Source organism: Pedobacter terrae (genome assembly GCF_900100705.1).
Classification (GTDB): Bacteria; Bacteroidota; Bacteroidia; order Sphingobacteriales; family Sphingobacteriaceae; genus Pedobacter; species Pedobacter terrae.
This window is the reverse complement of record NZ_FNCH01000022.1, coordinates 15,886-38,905: the sequence shown is the minus strand read 5'-3', so window position 1 is coordinate 38,905 and position 23,020 is coordinate 15,886. Positions and strand designations below refer to the sequence as shown.

Sequence of the window (23,020 nt, the reverse complement as noted above, 5' to 3'; positions counted from 1 at the left end):
ATTATGAAAAGAAATATACTTTTATATACATTACTTATTGTATGTATAATATGTTGTACGAATGCCTATTCACAAGAAAAAAATATTATTGTAAATGGCACGGTACTCGATAAAGATACCAAACAGGGGGTGCCAGGCGTCTCAGTTGTTTTGCAAAGCACTAATAAAGGCTTAACGCAGACCAATGGCGATGGAAAATTTTCGGTTAACGTACCTGTTGGCGGAACACTATTGTTTAAATTTTTAGGTTACAATACCGCATCGGCCAAAATTACCGGTCAAACCAATATTACGGTTACCATTAGCGAGAACCGTAAAGATTTGAATGATGTGATTATTGTAGCTTACCAAAACAGGCCAAAAGAAACAGCTGCTGGATCGGTAACGGTGCTTAGCGGTAAAGATGTTTCGGATGTTCCGGTATCAAACATTGAAACCCTTTTACAGGGTAAAGTGCCGGGGTTAAATATCCAGAATAATACCGGTGCACCAGGTTTTAGGGGATCGGTACAGCTTCGGGGTTTATCCAGTTTAAGCATTTCAGGTAGTGGTAACGATTCATTTTTACAACCTACATCGCCATTGTATATTATAGATGGTGTGCCTTTAGATGCAGATAGAGCAGCAGAGTTTGGTTTTCAAACACAAGGTCCTGGTGTGAGTCCACTTTCGCTGATCCCTCAGGAAGATGTTGAAAACATCCAGATCCTGAAAGATGCACAGGCAACGTCCATGTATGGATCCAGAGGTGCTTATGGGGTAATCATCATCACCACTAAAAGAGGTAACTCTAAAGTGCCGCGTATTAAATATGTATCGAACTTCTTCGTTAATGCTCCGCCTAAATTACGCGAAACATTAGGAGGTAATTCTGAACGTCAGTTAAAAATTCAGCAAATTATATTAAACGCAGAAAATATCAATCAGATCAGGGGAATTAGCAATACACCTTTTCTTGCAGATAGTTTAAATGCGTACTGGAATAATTCTACCGACTGGCAGGATGTATTTTATCAAACTACGTTTAACCAGAGTCATAACCTGGCTTTAGATGGTGGCGACCAGAAATTTAATTACAAGGCCAATATGGGCTATTATGCCGAAAAAGGAGTAATTAAAAACACGGGCTATAATCGCTACAATTTAAATATGAACATGGAGTTTAAACCGAATGATAAATTTAGATTTTTCGGTTTCGTTAATGGCTCTGTAGGAAAACAGAATAAAGGTAACGGTGCCGGCTTACTTCAATCAGGGGTAGCTGCAAACGGTCAGGCATCAACACTTTTACCGCCTCCGTCTTTTTACCAGGCTTCTGGTGGGGTATTATCTGCTCTGCAAACGCTGAATGATAATAACTCCAGAAATTTAAGGGCAAATATCGATGCCCGTTACGAATTTATACCAGGTTTGGCAGCATCTTCCACCTTGAGTTACGATTATACTTCAGATACCGAAACCACATTTACACCAGCTGCGGCCAATGGATCATTTGCCAAGCTTTATGATTATAACGGCAGAAATTTCCAGTTGTATAATAGGAATGCAATTACCTACGCTAAAACATTGGGCGATAAGCATAATTTCTTTATCAATACATTTAACGAAATTTATAAAATCGGTGCCCAATCATCCATAAGCAGGCAGGAAAGAATTCCAAATGATCAGCTTCAGGGGCCGCTCGGTTACGATGGTTATTACTCAAGAGGAGGCGGGGTGTTAAGTAGTTATAAAAATGCTACAATTGCCTCTTTTGCAGGATCACTATCGTACGATTACGATAAAAAATATGTAGCCGAGTTCTCTTACCGTTTAGATGGTACTTCATCAAGTGGTTTAGAAAATCCATATTCTAAAAACTCTTCAGTAGGTTTAAGGTGGAATTTTAATAAAGAAAACTGGTTAATTGATCAAAAATGGCTGGACTATGGTAGTTTAAGGTTAACGTGGGGTCAAAATATTGTACCTACAGGTAATCTTCAGAGTATTTATGGTATTTATAACCTGAATGGAAATTACAACAACACGCAAACCATTGGTATCGATTACGATTTAATTCCAAACCCGGCTTTAAAGCCAACCACCACAAGTCAATACAACATTGGTTTTGATATTGGTTTCCTGAATAGATTCTCGATCGTTGTAGATAGTTATTTCAAAAAGGTAGATAATTTATTGTTCGATCGTGTTTTATCAAATACTACAGGTTTTAATAAACTGGCAAGTAACGATTTGGGTATCGCCAACTATGGTACCGAGGTAAACTTAATTGTAAAAGCCGTTACCAGTAAGGATTTCGATTTATCTTTTTCCATAAACGGTGCGTATAACCGCGATGTGCTGTTAAAATTGCCTGAAGAGTATAACGGACAGTATATCCGCTTTGATGGTTCTGGTTATCTGCAGCATAATGTTTTCCGTGTAGGCAGAAATACCCTGTCAAACTATTTACGGATTAACCAGGGCGTTTACAGAACAGATGCAGATGTACCGGTAGATCCGGTTACCGGAAAGAGGTATCAAACCAACAATACTTTCTTTTACGGTGGAGACCCGATTTTGAAAGATGTAAATGGCGACTATATTCTGGATGGCAGAGATTATGAAATTACCGGAAACTCGCAACCCTTGTTTACAGGCGGTTTATCCCTCACCATGAGGTATAAAAAGTGGGGCTTAAACGTGTATGCCAGTTACACAGCCGATAGAACAATCTTAAATAATGCACTTGCTGATCGTATTGCCATCATGAGAGATCCTTATGCATTAAATGCCGTAGTGCCGTTAGGCGATTTAAATATCTGGCAGCGTCCTGGTGATGTGGCTAAATACCCATACCCTTATGATTTTGCCCGGTATGGGAATATTCAACCGCTAAGAGCCGATCAAACCTTATGGCAGGAAAGCGGTAGCTACCTGAAAATTAATAATTTAACGCTGTCTTACATGTTCGATAAGAAGCTGATCCGCAGGTACGGATTAGCCAATTTAAGGATCTTTGGTTCTACCAATAACTTAATCACATTTTCTAAGTATAGTGGTCCAAATCCAGAAAACGTAACCGCATTAGGTCGCGACATTTCTAACGGTTACCCTGTACCACGTACCTACAACATTGGTTTAAACTTAGAACTTAATACAGGCAACTAAAAATATTTATTATGAAAAAAGTTATTATTTACACTTTGGTTATTGCAGCATGTTTTTGCCTGCCTTCATGTAAAAAGTTTTTAAACGTACAGCCTTTAGATAAATTAACCGGAAACAATTATTTCCAGACTAAAGAGGATGTTGTTGCCAATATTTATGATCTGTCGAGGATTGTTTTCAGCAAAATAAACGAAACACATTATGTTGGTGCAGTTGGAGAATACAGATCGGGCGAGGTATTGCACGAAAGCCAGTCTGATAATGCCCCGTCCCGCGAATATGTGGAGTTTTTGGGTAGAAACGATCTGTTAAACCTGATCAGAAGAGGACAACCCTGGGACTATTACAATTTTGACAGAATAACAGATTGGACCGGTTACTATAGGGCCATTCAGGGCGCCAATATCCTGATTGCAAAATTAGATGAGGGTGTTCCGGGCATCACTGATACAGAAAAAGGACAATTTAAAGCTGAAGCTGCATTTATTCGCTCACTTTGTTACTTTACCATGGTGCGGTTATTTGGCGATGTAGTTTATTATACTGATGCTTTTCATTCTACATCCTTACCCCGCGAAAATTTTGTATCCGTATTAAATAAGTGTATTGCCGATTTAAACAGTTATAAAAATCAAATTCCATTTACTTATAGTGATCCCGCTTTGAAAGGTGTTCGCGCAAGTAGGGGCAGTATCATTGCCTTAATGATGGAGATGAATATGTGGAATGCAGGTTTTGATGGTGCTAATGCCAAAAAATATTATCAGGCTACTGCAGATTTAGGAAAAGAATTGGTTGCCAGTAACGCCTATCGGTTATTGCCTATTTCAGATTGGTCAACAGTGATTAAAGGGCGTTCAGATGAAAGTTTGTTCGAATTTTATCAGAGTATAAATTATGGAGATGCTGTACTTAACGTTGCACCTATTGCCGATATGTTTTTGCATTACCCGTACAAAAGACCAGAGTATACCCACCGCGTAAGTTTTGCTTATTACAGGGGAGAGTATATGCAAAAACTTTTTCAGGATGGAAGTGATAAAAGGATCACTACCTGGTTTAACGAAGACATTTTTGCTGACAATGGTAAGTTTATGTTATTAAAATATGCCAAAAACTCTTTTATAGTAGGAGAGGAAGATGCCAACCCAGATAACACCTTTATGATTTTTAGGTATGGAGGAGAACTCCTGCTGGCAGCAGAAGCGCTTGCCAATATAGATGAAGATGCTGAGGCCATAAGGTTGGTTAATCTGGTAAGAGCGCGCGCTGGTGCTTCTCCGTATACCTCCTCAAACGGAGATCTTAAAGAATTTATCTTTTACGAACGTTCAAGAGAGCTGATCGGCGAAGGTCATCATTACTTCGATTTAGTTAGAACGAAGAGAATCTTGAACAGCCAGTATTCTTACAACGTGCTCACATCCGATAAATTTAGTCGTGGTGCCTGGACCTGGCCCATTAACCAAAATGCGCTAAACAATAACCCATTTATGAAACTGAATGATTACTGGGTTAATGGGGGTAATTAATTATAATAAAAGAGATATGAAAAAGCTAATTTTTGCTTGTGCTGCTTTACTGCTGTTGTTAAATGCTTGTAAACGAGATGAATATTATCGCGATGGAGGCCTGGCCAATCCTAATTTTAATGGGAACATGCTTCAATATTTACAGGCTAAAAAAGTGCCGTTTGATACCATAGCCCAAATTGTAAAACTGGCGGGTATGGAAAGCACCTTTTCTAATGAAGACTTTACTTTTTTTGCACCTGATGATGAGGTAATTAAAAAAACAATTGGAACAATCAGAACCGATGGATTAAATAATTTTCTTTTTTACGCCGGAAAGGACACGGTTAAAACGCTGGATCAGATTAGTCCGCTAATCTGGAAGAGATATCTGCAGCGCTACATGTTTAAAGGCGTAAACCGGTTGAAGGATTATCAGCAGATCGATTTTGATGTGAAGAGTGTATATCCGGGTGGTTTGTATTATTCTTTTGGAGGCAATATCTCAAATATCGGGGTAACCTATGCTACTGCAAACAATATCAAATACATCGGGTACCGCCAATTAAATCTGACCTATATTCCTGATCCTTCAAAGCCTAATGATAATTGGTATATTAATAAGGTAGCATCATCTGATATAAAACCTACCAATGGCGTGGTACACACTTTAGCCTATAATGATACAAGAGGTGGTGCTTATTTTGGCTTTAACGAGAGTGATTTTTTTAGTGACGTATATTTTAGTGGTTTAGCGTCTTCTAATTCCTCAAAATAAGTCGTAACTGGTTTTACCTCAATAAATTAAATGATGAAAAAAATTAAATTTATACTCACAATAATTACTTTGATTGCTTTAAGCTTTCAAGGATGTAAAAAAGCGGAAGATGTGATTCCTGACCCCTATGCTGATGCCAAATCGCCTTTAGGGGTGGCCATTTCACAAACCGATGTCCCCGTTCCTGCGGTTGGAACTGTAGGTACCTCTGTAGTCATCAAAGCTTCCGGCTTTGATAAATATAAAGATCAGTTAACCTTTATGTTTAACGGAGAAAAGGCCGAGGTAGTAGGTGTAACGGCTACAGAAATTACAGTTAAGGTTCCAGAAAGCGGAAGTACGGGCGTAACTTCCATCGCTATTGGCGATCAGTTATTTATTGGTCCAACTTTTACCGTAAAGGGACTCATTCAGATCGATCCTACTTTTAAAGCTACAGCGGGTACCAATGGTTATGTAAGTCAGTTTTACGAAATGCCTGATGGAAGAGCGATCGTTGTAGGTAACTTTACCAACTTTGATAATAAAGGTGGAGTGGTTCCAATCAACCGGATTGCCAGAACATCCATTGATGGAGAATACGATCGTACTTTCCGTACTGGAAAGGGCGCTAATGGTCCATTATATAGGGTTTTGGAAATTGGTGGTCGCTTTATTATTGCGGGTAGTTTTAGCGGATTTAACCAGCGTACCGAAAATATCAGCAACATTACCAGTTTATTCACCACCGGAGCAATAGATACGGTAAAAATCCAAACGAAAAGAAAGCCAACGGTTACCGATACGGTTACGCAGAAATGGTTTCCAAGGTTTAACGGTGGTACAAATGGTTATATCAACCGTTTATATGCCCATCAGGGAAAAATTTTAGCAACAGGTAATTTTAGGTTTTACGTAAAAAGAACTTACGATAAGTTTAATTATGATTTATCAAGAGATACGGTAATATTGGATAGTACAGATATTCGCCAGGTTCTGCGCTTTAATTTAGATGGTAGCCTGGATAAAACATTTCGTTTTAACACTACAACCAATAAAGGGAAAGAAAGTGGAAATGGAAATATCGACAGTTATATGCATACCGATGCAGAGAAAATGGAAAAACTGGTGGTATTTGGTAGCTTTAATACGTTTGATGGTCAACCAGCCAATCGTATCGTTCGTTTAAACCCTGATGGAAACATCGATCCTTCTTTTACCCCCGGCTCAGGCGCGGATAATACCATAAGTTCGTGTACGTATAATGCCACTACAAAAAAATATGTAATTACTGGGACCTTTAGCCAATACAATGGTAAACCAGCATTTGGTATAGCGGTTTTAAATGATAATGGAACTTTAGATGAGACATTTGCGCCCAAATCATTTGAGGGTGGTTTTCCTGGCTTTGCCAAGCAGCTTAACAATGGATTAATTGTAACGAGCGGGAACTTTATAAAATATAATAACGTTACCAGAAATGGTTTTATGGTATTAACACCAACAGGAACACTGGCAAAAGGATACAATTCTACCGGTCCTTTTACTGGTGGCTTATCTGATGTGATCGAAACCAAATCGGCAGATGGTAAAAAAGCATTATTGTTAATTGGAGAATTTTATCGTTTTGATAATTTACCATTATATCACATCATTAGGGTAACCATCGAATAATAGATTAAGCTAACCACAATATAAATTAAGATGAGTATGATGAAAAAATATAAATTATTGATTGGCTTAATCGCAACAATCACTACTACAGCCATATTTTCCTGTAATAAAGAATTCGAAAGAACAATCGGGGATAAGAATGCAAATGATACCACAACCGTTAAATACGGAAACCGTAAGGTACTTTATTTAGTGGTTGATGGCGCCAGGGGGCAATCCGTTTTAGATGCCAATACACCAAATATCGATGCAATTTTACCGCACGCCATCTACACTTGGGTTGGTTTAAGTGATCCTGATGCAAACTCAAACGCAAGCAATTGGGCAAATATGTTAACCGGGGTTAAAAAGGAAAAACATAAGGTTACCAATGATGCATTAACGAATAACGATCTGCAGAATTACCCCATTATCTTTAACCGGATTAAAGAGGCAAGCGCAAAATCGAAAATTGTTACCTATACCCCTTCAGCAGTTTTTAAATCGTTAAATACAGGGGCTGATGCGAGTAATTTGGTGGCAGATGATGATGCTGTTAAAGCTGGTCTAATCAGCAACATCAGCAGCGATACGGCCTCAGTTATAGTCGGCCACTTTACAGGGGTTAATGCAGCAGGAGCAGCATCCGGATATGATGTTTCTTTTCCAGCATACAAAGCAGCAATAGAAAAATTTGATACCAGTGTGGGTGAACTCCTTGCTGCACTAAAGAAAAGGCCTAATTATAACAATGAGCAATGGCTGGTTGTTATTGCATCAAGTGCAGGTGGACAATATACCTTACCGGCAAATGCTGATGATCAGACTATTTTTAGCCAGCCCAAAGCAAATTCATTTGTAATTTATTATGCGCCAACCTACAACAAACGAATTTTAACAAAGCCATTTACCGGTAACAGGTACTTAGGTAAAACCATCCGCTTTAAGGGTGAAGATGTGAGGGCGCAGGTTGATGCAGCAGATGCCAATGTTTACAACATAGACGACACGACAAAGGTAACCATTGAGTTAAAGGTTAAAAAGAACGAAGACAAATTTTTCTGGCCAAGTATTTTAGGTAAACGTAACGAATGGTCCGGAGGCCACCCAAGTGTAGGTTGGGTAATTTATTTAGAAGAAGATTACTGGTATTTTGAATGGCGCGGTACTAAAGATGATGATTATCACCAATGCAGGGGCGGAAGTTTTGCCAAAGGGAAATGGACAAACTTAACAGCAAAGATAGAGGTACGTAATGGCCAGCGGTTTGTGCGTACCTATACCAATGGTACCTTTAATAATGAGCTCGAAATTACCGGTTCAGGCTCGTTGGTAAATTCTAATCCGCTAAAACTGGGATTTTTAAACGGAAATGGCCATGGTGTACCAGATGTATATGTAAGTGATATCCGCTTTTTTAAGTTTTCTGTTCCAGATGGTATGATTGGTAATTATGCCTGTCAAACTTCAATAGATCAAAGCCACCCATACTTTAATTTTCTGGTAGGATACTGGCCCGCAACGGATGGTAATGGCAATATCATGGCTGATATAAGTTCTCAGGCACATGATTTCAATCTTCAGGGAACTTATAACTGGGAGAGTTTTAACGATCTGATCTGCCCTCCTGCACCAGAAACACTGGCCATATTTGTTCCGCAAACATCAGATATTCCGGCACAGATTATAAACTGGTTAAAAATTGCCAATAAACAAACCTGGGGGCTTGATGGCCGCGTTTGGTTAGATCAATAACAGATTTGCTGATCATTTAAAATAGCATAAAATGAAAAAAATTATATACATCGCATTGATAAGTTTAGCCATCATTGACATTTATTCTTGTCGCAAATCAAAAATAGAAGATTTAACATTGCCCGATCCTAATACCAGAAGTATAACAGGAGAAGGTATTGTTGCCGGAAAAATTTCCATAGATAATGAATACATTAAGGTGCCTTTTAAAATTTCTTTAACCGGCGTTGCAGAAGAGGCCTTTCAGGTAGGTTTAACTTTAAATAACGATACTGTTGCGCAGTTAATTAATAATGGAACCATTACAAATGCAGTGCTTATGCCATCTACAGGCGTTGAGTATCCCAATGTAATTAATGTAGCTTATGGAACCGATAACAGTGAAGGTATTGCCATTGTGCGCCGGTCTGTGCTGGAGCGTAATTATGGTAAAAAAGTTGTTTTTGCATTAAAACTTTCAGCTCCGGGCAAAGGAAATAAAATTGCTGCCGGCAAATCTACCATCATGGTGATTATCAATACTGCTGACCTGCTGAAAACTACCGATTTACACTACTTAACGTTAAAAAATGCCGGTACTTATAACGTGGTGTACCAGGGCGATTACATTGTGGGGCCTGCAGGAATAACTATTCCACTGATTGTAAATTTAGAAAATCAACCATCAACAGCTTTCAATATTAAAATTAAAGAGAATATTGATACCATTGCTACTTTGGTGGGTAACGGAACTTTGCCGGCTGATGCCATACATTTGACTGCTAAAGATTATACCATTGATACGTTGGTTCGGTTTGCCACAGGCGCTTCGAGTGCCGTTGTCAGACTTCAGATTCCATGGCCGGTTTTTGATGCGAACATTGTTGCCAATAAAAAATTTGCATTTGCCTTCAGTATTAGTGAAGCAACCAACCATGTAATTCATCCTACTAAAAATAAATTAATTGTAGTGGTAGACCCTAATGTAAATTTGGATAATAACTCGTACATCACTGGAAACGGGACTGGTTTAACTGCGAAATATTATACCAACACCCAGTTAGACCCTGATGACGGACGTGCGCCATTTTTGACCAGAGTTGATGAAACCATTAACTTTAGTGGCGATGGATGGCCGGATAATGTAAAAAATGAAGCTGGAACGCAGTTGAGCCGGGATAATTTTGCAAGCAGATGGAAAGGTGAGTTCCTGGCGCCAGTACGCGGTACCTATACTTTTTATCAAACCCGCTGGGATGATGGCTCAAGATTATACGTAAATGGTGTTGCTTTGGTAGATGATTATACCACTCAGTGGGATAAAGACACACGTAAGGGCACTATCTTTTTAGAACGTGGAAAACGTTACACCATTGAAGCACATCACCGCGAAAATGTAGGCGGGCAGCAGGCTTATCTGGAAATTGAAGTGCCGAATATTTTGTCAAAACGGGTAATCCCAAAATCTCAGTTATTTCCAACGCCTTAAATATTAATCAGATATGAAAAATAACATGAAAAGATTATGCAGTATTCTATCTCTTTTAATACTTGTGGTAATAACCACAGTAAAGTGTAAGAAAGATGCAGAAGAGATTGTGCCCGTAGTGGATGAACCTAAACCAACAGCAGGTTTTGACTTTACAGTTGCCAGTCCGACCAAGTTTTTAGAATACCAGTTTACAGGTAGCGCTACAAATTACAAAACTTTGTTGTGGCAATTTGGAGATGATAGTACGTCGGTTTTGGTTAATCCGAAACATGTTTATCGGTTCCCAGGGAAATATAAAGTTACCTTAACCGCCAGAAATGGCCAGGGTTATTCTGCCTCAAAAGAAGTGCTTTTAAATATTGTTGATCCGAATTTCGACCCAACCAAAATTGGAGAGAATTATATGCAGACAGTTGGAGGTACATTCTCGGTAAACTTAGAAGCTGGAGCTGGCGCCAATTCTGCTGAGGGTTCTAAAAAACTGGTGGATGGCGACATCACTACTAAATTTTTGCAGGCAGGTTTCGATGGCACGCAAAGATGTACTTTCGAACTTGCAACGCCACAGGTTGTGGGTGCCTATACCCTAACTTCAGGAAATGATTGGGAAGACAGAGATCCAAGGTACTGGATTTTACAAGGATCAATAGATGGGATTCAGTATACCGACCTGCATACCGTAACCACTTGCCCCTGGGCAAACTCAAATGAAAGACGTGTGACCAAAAGGTACTATTTCGATAACTTTGTGGCTTATAAATTTTACCGTCTTTATATCAAAGCCAACAGGGGAAGCCGTATATTTCAGCTATCTGAATGGACTATCAATAAAAAACAACCTTAATAAATAGCGCTCTACACATTTGATGAATACATGAAGCTTAAAAACTTCATGTATTTTTTTGTTTAGGGAATTCAAGTTTTGCCAGGTCCTCATACTGATTTTTTTTTAATGGGGTAACATTATCCTGAACCGAGCCTTAGCAAGCCCGCTAGAGGTAATTTATTTCAGGGTATATTAAGAGAAAAGCAGCTGGCCTCCAAAGAAGTCAAGTCGCTCTGATATTAATGAAATTAAACCCGTATCTTTTTAAATGTCAAAAAGACAATTAAAGTTTAGCTTCTCTTTCGAAAAGTAAATTATATTTTATACTTTAGTAAAACGTTTAACTAACGTTAAATCTAACCAAAATATACGATCGAATTTCAACACACAAATTATGAACAGAACCAACATTTTAAAAGTCTCAGTCATGCTAGGCTGTATGTTTGCAGGCAGTTTGCTTAAGGCGCAGGAGCGGAAAGCCCCGGCTTATCCCTTAATTACACACAATACTTATTTCAGTATTTGGTCTACCACGGATAAACTAAATGAATCTTCTACCGAGCATTGGACAGGCGCCGATCATTCTCTTTTAGGGATGATTAATGTTGATGGTGGTATTTATCGTTTTTTAGGTAAAGAAAGCACCACCTACAAAACGGTTGTACCTGCTTCAGATGAGAAAGCTTACGATGTAAAGTATACAGAAACTGAACCTCAGGGCGATTGGAAAGCTACAAACTACCCGGCCAGCAACTGGCAAACAGGTAATGCACCTATAGGAGACGATGCCAAAAACGTAAAAACATTATGGAAATCGCATGATATATGGGTGAGGAGAACCTTTAACGTCGCTAACCCGGCATCAATAAACGAACTGTTTTTAAAACTCAATCACGATGATAACATTGAGGTTTACCTGAATGGAAAGAAAATCTACACAAAAGAAGGCTGGACCAATGATTTTAAATATATTGCTTTAAGCAAAAGCGATAAAAGTGCTTTAAAAGCCGGATCAAATGTAATAGCCATCCACCTGATTAATACTGCGGGAGGTCGTTTCCTCGATTTTGGTTTAGTTGATAAGTTAAAAGATAATGCCGAAAAAGTACAGATCGCCAAGCAAAAAAGTGTCGATATTAATGCTACACAAACGATCTATAACTTTACCTGTGGTAAAATAGATCTTAAATTAACTTTCACTTCACCATTGTTGATGAATGATTTGGGTTTATTTGCACGTCCGGTTTCTTACGTTTCTTACCAGGTAAAGGCAAATGATGGGAAAACACACCAGGTAAAAGTATACCTGAGCGCCTCATCAAACATTGCTGTTTATCGCCCTACGCAAGAGGTTACCGCCAGTAAATACAGCACGGCCAAATTATCGGTACTAAAAACAGGTACGGTAGAACAGCCGATTCTTCAAAAAGCGAGTGATGATATGCGTATTGATTGGGGTTATTTATATGTAGCTGCCCCAAAAACCAGTAATGCCATCCAGTTTGTAACAAGCGAAAAAGAAGCTGCTGATGCTTTTAGAAAAGGCAATTCCGCTTCCACCGCCAAACAAGGTAAAATGCTTGCTTTAAATACCATGATCCCTTTCGGCACTGTAGGTAAAGCTGCGGTAGAGAAATATGTTGAATTGGGCTATGATGAAATTTACAGCATTCAATATTTTAATAAAAATTTAAGGCCATGGTGGAATACTTCAGGTAAAGAAACTATCGAAGCACAATTAACGGCTGCGGCAGACGAATATAAAAAAGTAATGGAGAAGTGTGAAGCTTTTAACCAGACTTTGTATGCCGATGCCTTAAAATCGGGCGGTAAAGAGTATGCAGATTTATGTGTATTAGGTTATCGACAGAGCATTGCTGCACATACTTTGGTAAAGAGTCCACAAGGTGAAATTTTATGGTTATCTAAAGAAAATAACAGTGGTGGTTTTATCAATACCGTTGATGTAACTTATCCATCAGCACCATTATATCTGATTTATAACCCTGAATTATTAGCGGGCATGCTGAATGGTATTTTCTATTTCAGCGAAAGCGGAAAATATCCTCATCCTTGGGCGGCACACGATCTCGGAACTTACCCATTGGCCAACGGACAGACTTACGGTGAACCGATGCCTGTGGAAGAATCTGGTAATATGATCATCCTAACTGCTGCTATTGCCAAAGCGCAGGGAAATGCCAATTATGCCAAAGCGCACTGGAAAACCTTAACTACCTGGGTTGATTATTTGACAAAAGAGGGCTTAGACCCTAAAACGCAATTGTGTACCGATGATTTTGCCGGTCACCTGGCCCGTAATGCCAATTTATCGGTGAAAGCAATTGTGGGGATAGCCTGTTATGCCCAAATGGCCCAAACATTGGGATATGATGATATCGCTAAAAAATATAGGGCTATCGCGGAAAGCATGGTGCCAAAATGGATGGAAATGGCCGATGCCGGCGATCACTATGCCCTAACTTTCGATAATAAGAATACCTGGAGCCAGAAATATAACCTGGTTTGGGATAAGGTTTTAAACTTAAACTTATTCCCTCAAAAAATATATGATACCGAGACCAAATATTATCTGACGAAACAAAATAAATATGGTATCCCTTTGGATAGCAGAAAAGCCTATACCAAAAACGACTGGATTTTGTGGACGGCTGCTTTTGCGCCAACACAAAAAGAATTCGAAGCGCTGGTGCACCCTGTTTACAAACATGCTATCGAAACCGAATCGAGAGTGCCTTTAAATGATTTTTATGATTCCAATACCGGTATCCGCGATAACTTTAAAGCGCGTAGTGTAGTTGGCGGGTTTTACATGAAAATGCTTGCCGATAAATTAAATAATAAATAATAACTCACCCCTCCATTAAATTAGCGATAGAAGGTTCTGCATTAATTTGTAGAGCCTTTTTTATGTTTGATAAGAACATCGTCAAGCTGTCCCGAATGTTCGGGAGAGCAGTTTTTTAAAGACCCTGAAATGAATTTACTGCGTACCTTTCCGCTTTGCTACAGGTCAGGGTGACGGCACAAATGAAAACTGTGCAGACTTAATGTTGAATGAGCCTCATCCCTGATCTGTGACTCACAGACCAGGGTATACACTTTAAATATGAAGGCGAAGAGCATCATTTATCCTATCGTTTGGTGTCTCACCGGCCGAAATAAAGATATTCTATTTAGGAAATGATTGGCTTGTGATTCTTGGCGGTCTGCAGCCCCGCCATTCGCTATAGCTCCGATGAAAAATCGGAGGCTGCCGCTGCTGTCGGGTTTAGGCACAGTGGTTTGTACACCTTACAGCCCTACAAATGAGACACTTTTTTCGCCAAATAGCCCCTGCCCGTTGCAGGCGGGCGGTTGAAGCGATACCCCGCAGCACGAGGTACGAGGCAGCGAAGTGTATATGCGGAAAACGGGAAGAATCCTGGTGTTTTGTTACAGGCCCTGCGCTCCAAACGGAAATTATGTTTTTAAATTAAAAGTAAATTCTTGAAATGACTATTTATTTTTCAAAACTCAAACTCTAATTGATTGCTTTCTGGTTTTTCCATCTCCACATCATCATAAAACCGCGATAAGGTAATGCCCAGCAACCTCACCTGGGTTGTGCCGATTGCTGCTTCCTCTAAAAGTTTAATCGCTTCATCATAAATGATCGTTGCTTTGTTAATCGGTGTGGCGAATGAACGGCTGCGCGTAATCAGTTTAAAATCGGCAAACTTGATTTTCAGGGTTACCGTTTTTCCGCTCAGTTGATGTTTTTCCAGGCGTTTGGCCACGGTTTCACTGATCTGTTTCAGCAGATCATGCATCACGGCATCTTCATTGGTGTCTTCTGAAAAAGTATCTTCTGCACCTACCGATTTTGCTTCGCGGTTTGCCCGGACAGGCCGGTCGTCTATCCCACGAACAATTTTATAATAAAATCTTCCCGATTTCCCGAATTGGGCAATAAGCTGGGCTTCCGTTAGTTTTTTTAAATCAGCACCAGTATTAATCTGCATGGCCTTCATTTTGGCGCTGGTAACTTTGCCTACTCCAAAGAATTTTTCGACCGGGAGTTTTTCCATAAAAGCTTCAATCCTGGATGGACCAATAAAAGTTAAACCGTCAGGTTTATTCATGTCTGAAGCTACTTTGGCCACAAATTTATTGATCGATACACCTGCCGAGGCCGTTAAATTTAACTCATTTTTAATCGCATCTTTAATTGATTGCGCGATATCAAGTGCCGATCCGATGCCGAGTTTGTCTTCCGTTACATCTAAGTAAGCCTCATCCAACGAAAGCGGTTCTATTAGATCGGTATACCGGCTAAAAATTTCTCTAAGTGCCTTAGAAACCGCAGTATAGGCATCAAAACGCGGATATACGAAAATGGCTGTCGGGCAAAGCTGGTAAGCTTTACTTGATGGCATTGCGGAGCGGATTCCATATTGCCTGGCTTCGTAACTGGCTGTAGAAACCACACCACGACTGTCTGGCTTACCGCCAACCACTACAGGCTTCCCACGATATTCAGGAAAATCACGTTGCTCTACAGATGCATAAAAAGCATCCATGTCGATATGAATTATTTTTCTTAAAACCGGTGGAGTTAAATCTGACATGCAATGATCTAAATTTCGTGATTTTTATCAGGATTATTGGGCTAGATTTTTTTTCTTTACAAAATATGGAGAGAACAATTCGCTTTTATAAGAATGCAAAACACGAATGGTATGCCGATATACCCGAATGGGGTGGGGCAGTAGAAGATTTACAAATGGTAGAAGGCGCTGATGAACTATTAAACTGGGTAGCTGCTTCAGAAAATGAATGTAAATTATTAATGGCTGATGAGCAAATACAAAATGCCGAAATTTTAGACCTTATTTATACACGGGAAGAGAATTTAGGCGGCGGTGGAGACTACCTGTTAGAAAAGTTTCGCGGCGAATTTAAGAACCACAAAATTTGGCTTTGTGGCGTTACGGAGTTTGTTTTTAAACAATTGCCTGAAAAGATTTATTTTAAAGAAGTTGTGTGACTTCTATCCGAGATCTTCATTTCGAACGTAGTCGAGAGCCACGATTGATCACTATAGCTAAATCTGTTTCGGGATAAATCTCTCCCTTCACTGCGTCTCGGTGGAGATGATTATCCGGCGAGCATTACACCCCAATCCTTCTAATTCAATAAAATTTCCACTCTATTCAGTAAAGAATCCATCTCAAACGGTTTTTCCATAAAATCGTTTGCACCTGCATCCATCGCAGATTGCCTGATGTCTCTACTAGCCGAGATCATTAAAATAGGGATTTTCCTAAATTCAGGGTCATCCTTAAGCTGTTTACAGATATCTCTGCCATCATATCCACTCATCCAGATATCCAGCATAATCAGATCGGGTTTGTTTTTTACGGCGTCGATAACTGCTCCACCGTCATATGTAAATTCAACATCATAACCCATCACTTCCAAAATCATTGTTATAGCATCAACAATTCCTTCATCATCATCTGCAATGAGTATTTTTTTGTTTCCCATTTTGTAATTTTATTTCAAATAGTCTTGTTTTCCAATTGGTAAATGAGAAGATGGTTAATAGCGTTTAAGTTACTAATACGGCAAAGATGCTTTTTGTTTTAAAAAAAATGAATATTTATTTAAAGAATTTATCAATGGACTGATGAACTACTTCTGTTACTGAGTTTGATGACCGAATGTGCGTTTAATAATTGATCGCCAAATGCATAAATTAAAGCTTAGGAAGTATTTCTTTAAAGCGAACAAAGTATTTCGGACATTTATAGTTTATATTTACAGCGTTTATTCAAATTAATTGGGTTTAATAACCAAATGGATAGTATTAATATTAAGAAGTTAGCAAAAGCATTAAATTTATCTACTTCTACAATTTCGAGGGCTTTTAGGGACAATAGCGATATTAATGGGGATACCAAAGAACGTATATTGGCTAAGGCGAAGGAATTAAACTACCAGCCCAATCATTACGCCAGTAATTTAAGGGAGCAAAAAAGTAAAACGATAGCCGTTATTGTACCCGAATTGGCCAATAATTACTTCTCACAGGCCATCCATGGTATTGAACGCGTAGCCAGAGAAAATGGTTACCATATCTTAATTTATGTAACTGATGATGATTACCAAAAGGAGGTTACTTTCATCCGCCATTTACACAATGGTAGGGCAGATGGCATAATTATGTCGGTTTCCGGAGAAGCCAATGATCATAATTATCTTAATAAATTTGGAAGTAAAAGATTGCCATTGGTATTTTTCGACCGGATTTACGAAGACATTGATACCCCAAGGGTTATTACCAATGATTATGACAGTAGTTTTCTGGCCACAGAGCACCTGATAGAGCAGGGTTGCAAGCGGATTGCTTACCTGGTGGTGAATAAAAGTTTATCGATAGGTAAAACCCGTATGCAGGGTTATATTGATGCACTGGCGAAATACCGGATTCCATTTGAAGAAAGTCTTATTGTTGATTGCAGCAACAGTTATGAAGAAAATAGCCTGATCATTAAGGAGGCTTTAACGCAATTAAAACCCGATGGTATTTTTACCTCGGTGGAACGTTTGGCGTTTGCCACTTATTATGCCTGCTACGATCTTAATATTAATATACCAAAGGATTTAAAGGTGATCAGTTTCTCCAGTTTGGAAATTGCCCCTTTGTTAAACCCTTCACTTACCACCATTACTCAACCCGCTATTGAAATAGGTGAAGAAGCCGCTAAGTTGCTGTTTACCGTATTGGATGATCAAGCCAATAAGAACCGACCAAATGAGGTGGTTTTAACATCCAAAATCATCAAGCGAAATTCGACCGGTAAATAGCTAAAAAACAGACTAAAAAACGGGTCTTTTTTTTGGTCTTAAATTTTCAAAAATTTTCTTCACTTAGTGTAAAATAAGCAGAATTTTGGATGATTTTCGGGAACGTTCCCGAAAGATGACAGAATTTTGATCTATTTTTTTCGGGAACGTTCCCGAAAAAAGCAGCAAAAATGGCTTAGTGTAATAATTACACTCTAAATTTAAATTTGTAATTTTTAAGTAATTGATATTCATGTAATTAAAAATTAAAAATTATTTAATATGGTTTTTTTATCTGTGTGAAAAAACTAATTTTAGCTTGATTTTTTTACGGCAATTTCAGCCTGAAATATATTTTTTAAATAAATTTTGAAATCTCATGAACAGCTGTAAATTAGGCCTATGTGTAAATCACTATAATATTTAACCAAATTTTTATACTTAAACGAGCTTCGAATATGAGAGTATTTTACCTGTTAAAACAGGGGCTTTTGGTGCTGTTGGTTTTTTCAGCATTAATGGTAAAAGCACAAACCGGATCGGTGTCTGGAAGGGTGCTTGATGAGACAGGCCTACCATTACCTGGCGCTTCTGTAGTTGTTAAAGGAACAACAAGAAGTACCGCAACTGATGCCGATGGTAATTTTAAACTGGCCGGTTTATCCAATGGTCAGATAACTTTATCCGCAAGTTTCATCGGTTATCAAACCCTGGATAAAGCGGTAAGCATTTCGGCAAATGCGACTGTTAGTTTTCAATTGGTACCCGATGCACAGAAACTGAATGAGGTGGTGGTGATCGGTTATGGTACCGCTGAAAAGAAAAACCTGACAGGTTCTATTACCACTGTAAATTCGAAAGACTTTCAAAAAGGTACCATTACCACGCCCGAGCAATTAATCCAGGGTAAGGTAGCTGGTGTAAACATCGTTTCAGGCGGTGGGGCACCAGGTGGCGGTAGTACTATCCGCATCCGTGGAGGTGCATCGCTTAATGCCAGTAATGATCCTTTGATCGTAGTTGATGGTGTGCCTTTTAGCGGTAACAGCATTGGTAACGCACCAAGTCCGCTTTCATTGATCAACCCTAACGATATTGAAACCTTTACGGTTTTAAAAGATGCAAACGCTACAGCCATTTATGGTTCAAGGGCATCTAACGGGGTAATTTTAATCACTACAAAAAAAGGTACTTCAGGCGCTCCGGTTATTAACTTCAGTACCAACAACTCCATTGCCAGCGTGGCCAAAAAAGTAAATGTGCTTACAGCCGATCAGGTGCGTGCCTTTGTAAACGCAAATGGTAATGCTGCTCAAAAAGCATTGCTTGGTACAGCCAATACCGATTGGCAGAATGAAATTTACCAAAATGCCTTCTCTACAGATAACAATTTAAGTATTGCAGGTTCTCTCAAGGGTGTTCCGTACCGGGTATCGGCAGGATATCTTGATCAGGACGGCGTGGTGATTACCAGTAAACTAAAAAGAGCTACTGGCGCCATATCTGTTGCACCCCGGTTCTTTACCGATCACCTGAAAGCCGAACTGAACTTAAAAGGTTCTTTAAGCCAATCCCAATATCCAAACGATGGTGCTATTGGTGCAGCTATTCAGTTCGATCCTACACAACCCGTTTATGCCAACAATAACTATGGCGGTTATTTCGAATGGTTAAGTTCTAACGGTGTGCCTAATCCTAATGCACCGCGTAATCCGGTAGCCTTAATCAGGCAACAGGATAATGGTGGAAATGCCGCGAGAAGCTTTGGTAACTTAAAATTGGATTATTCTTTCCATTTCTTACCCGAATTACATGCCGTGGTAAACGTAGGTTATGATTATTCTAAAGGTCGTGGACGTACCATTGTACCCATCTATGCGGCACAGAGCGCATCAACCAGCGGATCATATTCAAGCCGGTTAAATACCGAGATGAACAAATTTTCTGAAGCCTATTTAAGTTATGCCAAAACAGTAGAAAGTATCAAAAGTAAATTTGATGTAACAGCTGGTTATGGTTATTACGACGATGCCGTTACCAATTACAACTTCGCCACCTATAAAGGTACCGGAGAGCTGTTAACTACACCCGTTTTTCCTTTTTCAGTTGAGCAGAATAAACTGCTTTCTTACTATGGCCGTTTCAATTATACGTTAAACGATAAATACATCTTATCGGGTACCATGAGAGCTGATGCATCGTCTAAATTTGCCCAGAACAACCGTTGGGGTTATTTTCCATCGGTAGGTTTTACATGGAGAATTATCGGTGAGAATTTCTTGAAAAATAGCGAAACCCTGTCAGATCTGAAACTGCGCTTAAGCTATGGCGAAACCGGTAACAAAGATGGTATCGGCAATTACGATTACCTATCTAAATACTACGCCAGTACTAACAATGGTCAGTATCAGGTAGGCAATAATTTCTACAACTATTATAGTCCGGCAGGTTACGATCCCGACTTGAAATGGGAAACCACAACCACTTACAATGCTGGTTTAGATTATGGTTTCATAAAGGGTAGGTTATACGGAAGCATTGATGTTTACTATAAAAAAACCAAGGACCTGTTAAGTACCGTAACCATTCCTGTAGGAACGAACTTTACCAACGTATTAACCACCAATGTGGGCAATATGGATGTAAGGGGTGCTGAGGTAAGCTTAAATTATGTCGCCATAAAAACAGCGAATACCAGTTGGGAACTGGGCATCAATGCCGCATACAATAAAAGAGAGGTTACCAACCTAACGTTGAACCCAAATTCAGGTTTCAAAATTGATGCAGGCGATATCACCGGCGGTACCGGTATCCACCTAAAATACAATGCGGTTAATCAGTTGCCTGGTTCATTCTATGTGTATAAACAGGTATACAATGGCGATGGCAAACCGCTTGAAGGTGTTTATCAGGATCTGAACGGCGATGGTAGCATTTCTGCAGCAGACCAGTATTTCTATAAATCACCCGATCCTAAAGTAATCTTAGGTTTCAATACCTCGTTTACCTATAAAAAATGGACGGCAAGTACTGTGTTAAGAGCCAATATCGGTAACTACGTTTACGACAATATTTCATCAAACTTTGGTATCAGGAACAACGTATTAAGTACCCAGGGAATTCTTAATAATTCTACTTCAGATTTATATGTAACCAATTTCTCAGGAAGTTCTGGTGTACAATACCTGAGCGATTATTTTATCAAAAATGCTTCTTTCCTGAAAATGGATAACCTTGGTTTATCTTATAATGTTGGTAAGCTGTCGAAAACGGGAAATGCAAACATGCGTATATCAGCAAACTGCCAAAACGTGTTCGTAGTTTCCAAGTATAAGGGCATAGATCCGGAACTGGTTTCGGGTATTGATTATAACCTTTACCCTCGTCCACGTACCTATACTTTAGGCTTAAATGTTGGATTCTAATACTGAATAAAGAAATAGAGAAATGAAAAATTCATTTAAAACAATATTAGCATTGGGTTTCCTGGCAATCAGTTTAAATGCTTGTAAAAAAGAAGATTTAAACCTGACACCAACCAATGATGTAACCGCCGAGAATGTTTATGCAACACCGGCAGGTTACAAAAACAGCTTAGTTAAGCTATATGCAACATATGCACTTACCAGTCCGTCGGGATCAGATAACAGTGACGTGGGCGGTTTAAATGCAGGTTTTGCTGATTTTTTAAGGTTATTCTGGTCATCACAGGAATTGGTGACCGATGAGGCCATCTGTGCCTGGGGCGATGTGGGTATTCCTGAACTGGATTACGGTACCCCGACCCCTGATAACCAGTTTTTGCGTGGTCTGTATTCCAGAAGCATTCTACAGATTACTTTCTGCAATGAGTTTCTCCGTGAAAGCACTCCTGAGAAATTAGCCAGCAGAAATATCACCGGGGCCGATGCCACTGCAATTAACCGCTACCGTGCGGAGGCCCGTTTCCTGCGTGCCTATCAGTATTGGGTACTAATGGATGCTTTCGGAAATCCACCGTTTATTACAGAGGATGATGCCATTGGTAAGGTAAATCCAAAACAGATCCAACGGGCTGCTTTGTTTACCTATGTAGAATCGGAATTAAAAGCCATTGAAGGCGATTTGGCCGATGCGCGTACCAACGAATACGGACGTGCCGATAAGGGGGCAGATTGGGCTTTATTGGCCAGGTTATACCTAAACGCCCAGGTGTATACCGGAACAGCTAAATATACCGAGGCCATTACCTACTCGAGTAAGGTAATTAATGCGGGTTATAGCTTAAGAGCAAATTATATGGATCTGTTCAAAGCTGATAATGATCTTAACAACACCGAAAATATTTTAACCATTAACTATGATGGTATCAATGGTACTAATTATGGCGGTACTACCTTTATCATCAATGCGGCCATTAACGGTGATATGAACCCGACGGCTTATGGTGTGCCAAATGGTGGCTGGAGCGGTAACAGGACCAGGCAAAACTTACCCGCACTCTTCCCTGATGCCAATGGAAGCCAGGATAAACGTGGTGTGTTTTTTGGTACAAAAAGAAATGTTGATGCTGTAGGCGAGTTTACAGATGGTTTGCGCGTAACTAAGTTCAAAAACATAACTTCCAATAATGTCATGGGTCGCTCACTGAACGGAACTTTCAGCTCGGTTGATTTTCCCCTGTTCCGTTTGGCCGAACAATATTTGATTTACGGCGAAGCTGTAGCCCGTGGTGGTTCTGGTGGTAGTGCTGCACAAGCATTAACTTATGTAAACCTAGTGCGCCAACGTGCCTACGGCAATGCCGGTGGAAACGTGTCGGCAGCAGCATTAACGGTCGATTTTTATCTTGATGAGCGTGCCCGCGAATTATATTGGGAAGGTCATCGCCGTACCGACTTGGTCCGTTATGGTAAATTTACAGGTTCAACTTATTTGTGGCCTTTCAAAGGTGGTGTCCAAGCTGGTGCTTCTTTGCCTGCTTACCGTAATTTATATCCGCTTCCTTTAGCAGATCTGATTGCAAACCCAAATTTGGTTCAAAATACTGGTTATTAATATTAATC

General features: G+C 39.5%; 14 protein-coding genes. 12 read left to right on the top strand and 2 right to left on the bottom strand.

The features are described from left to right. Positions 1-3 precede the first annotated feature (3 nt). The 8 genes from BLR60_RS20825 to BLR60_RS20790 all read left to right on the top strand — a co-directional run bounded on the left by BLR60_RS20825 (position 4) and on the right by BLR60_RS20790 (position 13,992). Positions 4-3,150 (top strand): SusC/RagA family TonB-linked outer membrane protein, encoded by a 3,147-nt coding sequence (locus tag BLR60_RS20825; RefSeq protein WP_090503473.1) that lies wholly within the window; start codon positions 4-6, stop codon positions 3,148-3,150. Positions 3,151-3,161: 11 nt separating this feature from the next. Then, complete coding sequence (locus tag BLR60_RS20820) at positions 3,162-4,682, top strand: RagB/SusD family nutrient uptake outer membrane protein (RefSeq protein WP_090503472.1); 1,521 nt, start codon at positions 3,162-3,164, stop codon at positions 4,680-4,682. A gap of 16 nt (positions 4,683-4,698) precedes the next feature. After that, positions 4,699-5,439, top strand: a complete 741-nt coding sequence (locus tag BLR60_RS20815) for a fasciclin domain-containing protein (RefSeq protein WP_167354796.1) — start codon at positions 4,699-4,701, stop codon at positions 5,437-5,439. Positions 5,440-5,469: 30 nt separating this feature from the next. After that, positions 5,470-7,092: a DUF5008 domain-containing protein gene (locus tag BLR60_RS20810; RefSeq protein WP_090503467.1), complete on the top strand. Its 1,623-nt coding sequence runs from the start codon at positions 5,470-5,472 to the stop codon at positions 7,090-7,092. A 36-nt stretch (positions 7,093-7,128) separates the two neighbouring features. After that, entirely contained in the window at positions 7,129-8,826 is a 1,698-nt protein-coding gene (locus BLR60_RS20805) for a DUF4983 domain-containing protein (RefSeq protein WP_167354795.1), read from the top strand. A gap of 31 nt (positions 8,827-8,857) precedes the next feature. Then, positions 8,858-10,294, top strand: a complete 1,437-nt coding sequence (locus BLR60_RS20800) for a PA14 domain-containing protein (RefSeq protein WP_090503462.1) — start codon at positions 8,858-8,860, stop codon at positions 10,292-10,294. 25 nt (positions 10,295-10,319) lie between these two features. Next, a complete protein-coding gene (locus BLR60_RS20795; protein WP_167354794.1) occupies positions 10,320-11,141 on the top strand; it encodes a PKD domain-containing protein in 822 nt (273 codons plus the stop codon). A 409-nt stretch (positions 11,142-11,550) separates the two neighbouring features. Then, positions 11,551-13,992, top strand: a complete 2,442-nt coding sequence (locus BLR60_RS20790) for a glutaminase family protein (RefSeq protein ID WP_394333581.1) — start codon at positions 11,551-11,553, stop codon at positions 13,990-13,992. 661 nt (positions 13,993-14,653) lie between these two features. On the opposite strand, the gene dinB is transcribed toward BLR60_RS20790, so the two are convergent. Beyond that, positions 14,654-15,754 (bottom strand): DNA polymerase IV, encoded by a 1,101-nt coding sequence (dinB, locus tag BLR60_RS20785; protein ID WP_090503454.1) that lies wholly within the window; start codon positions 15,752-15,754, stop codon positions 14,654-14,656. A gap of 65 nt (positions 15,755-15,819) precedes the next feature. On the opposite strand from dinB, the gene BLR60_RS20780 reads away from it, so the two are divergent. Next, positions 15,820-16,173 (top strand): DUF6717 family protein, encoded by a 354-nt coding sequence (locus BLR60_RS20780; protein ID WP_090503451.1) that lies wholly within the window; start codon positions 15,820-15,822, stop codon positions 16,171-16,173. A gap of 140 nt (positions 16,174-16,313) precedes the next feature. Here BLR60_RS20780 and BLR60_RS20775 read toward each other — a convergent pair whose 3' ends face one another. Further along, a complete protein-coding gene (locus BLR60_RS20775; RefSeq protein WP_090503446.1) occupies positions 16,314-16,673 on the bottom strand; it encodes a response regulator in 360 nt (119 codons plus the stop codon). A 312-nt stretch (positions 16,674-16,985) separates the two neighbouring features. On the opposite strand from BLR60_RS20775, the gene BLR60_RS20770 reads away from it, so the two are divergent. The 3 genes from BLR60_RS20770 to BLR60_RS20760 all read left to right on the top strand — a co-directional run bounded on the left by BLR60_RS20770 (position 16,986) and on the right by BLR60_RS20760 (position 23,012). After that, on the top strand, positions 16,986-17,996 hold the full coding sequence (locus BLR60_RS20770; protein WP_090503443.1) for a LacI family DNA-binding transcriptional regulator: 1,011 nt from the start codon (positions 16,986-16,988) through the stop codon (positions 17,994-17,996). A gap of 437 nt (positions 17,997-18,433) precedes the next feature. Further along, on the top strand, positions 18,434-21,400 hold the full coding sequence (locus BLR60_RS20765; protein ID WP_090503441.1) for a SusC/RagA family TonB-linked outer membrane protein: 2,967 nt from the start codon (positions 18,434-18,436) through the stop codon (positions 21,398-21,400). Positions 21,401-21,422: 22 nt separating this feature from the next. Further along, positions 21,423-23,012, top strand: coding sequence for a RagB/SusD family nutrient uptake outer membrane protein (locus BLR60_RS20760; protein ID WP_090503438.1), 1,590 nt, complete (start codon positions 21,423-21,425; stop codon positions 23,010-23,012). The last annotated feature ends 8 nt before the right edge of the window (positions 23,013-23,020 follow it).

What these genes read in the sequence shown, in the direction of transcription:
- BLR60_RS20825 (WP_090503473.1), top strand. Translation starts at nt 4, where the DNA reads ATGAAAAGAAATATACTTTTATATACATTACTTATTGTATGTATAATA.
- BLR60_RS20820 (WP_090503472.1), top strand. Translation starts at nt 3,162, where the DNA reads ATGAAAAAAGTTATTATTTACACTTTGGTTATTGCAGCATGTTTTTGC.
- BLR60_RS20815 (WP_167354796.1), top strand. Translation starts at nt 4,699, where the DNA reads ATGAAAAAGCTAATTTTTGCTTGTGCTGCTTTACTGCTGTTGTTAAAT.
- BLR60_RS20810 (WP_090503467.1), top strand. Translation starts at nt 5,470, where the DNA reads ATGATGAAAAAAATTAAATTTATACTCACAATAATTACTTTGATTGCT.
- BLR60_RS20805 (WP_167354795.1), top strand. Translation starts at nt 7,129, where the DNA reads ATGATGAAAAAATATAAATTATTGATTGGCTTAATCGCAACAATCACT.
- BLR60_RS20800 (WP_090503462.1), top strand. Translation starts at nt 8,858, where the DNA reads ATGAAAAAAATTATATACATCGCATTGATAAGTTTAGCCATCATTGAC.
- BLR60_RS20795 (WP_167354794.1), top strand. Translation starts at nt 10,320, where the DNA reads ATGAAAAGATTATGCAGTATTCTATCTCTTTTAATACTTGTGGTAATA.
- BLR60_RS20790 (WP_394333581.1), top strand. Translation starts at nt 11,551, where the DNA reads ATGCTAGGCTGTATGTTTGCAGGCAGTTTGCTTAAGGCGCAGGAGCGG.
- dinB (WP_090503454.1), bottom strand. Translation starts at nt 15,754, where the DNA reads ATGTCAGATTTAACTCCACCGGTTTTAAGAAAAATAATTCATATCGAC.
- BLR60_RS20780 (WP_090503451.1), top strand. Translation starts at nt 15,820, where the DNA reads ATGGAGAGAACAATTCGCTTTTATAAGAATGCAAAACACGAATGGTAT.
- BLR60_RS20775 (WP_090503446.1), bottom strand. Translation starts at nt 16,673, where the DNA reads ATGGGAAACAAAAAAATACTCATTGCAGATGATGATGAAGGAATTGTT.
- BLR60_RS20770 (WP_090503443.1), top strand. Translation starts at nt 16,986, where the DNA reads ATGGATAGTATTAATATTAAGAAGTTAGCAAAAGCATTAAATTTATCT.
- BLR60_RS20765 (WP_090503441.1), top strand. Translation starts at nt 18,434, where the DNA reads ATGAGAGTATTTTACCTGTTAAAACAGGGGCTTTTGGTGCTGTTGGTT.
- BLR60_RS20760 (WP_090503438.1), top strand. Translation starts at nt 21,423, where the DNA reads ATGAAAAATTCATTTAAAACAATATTAGCATTGGGTTTCCTGGCAATC.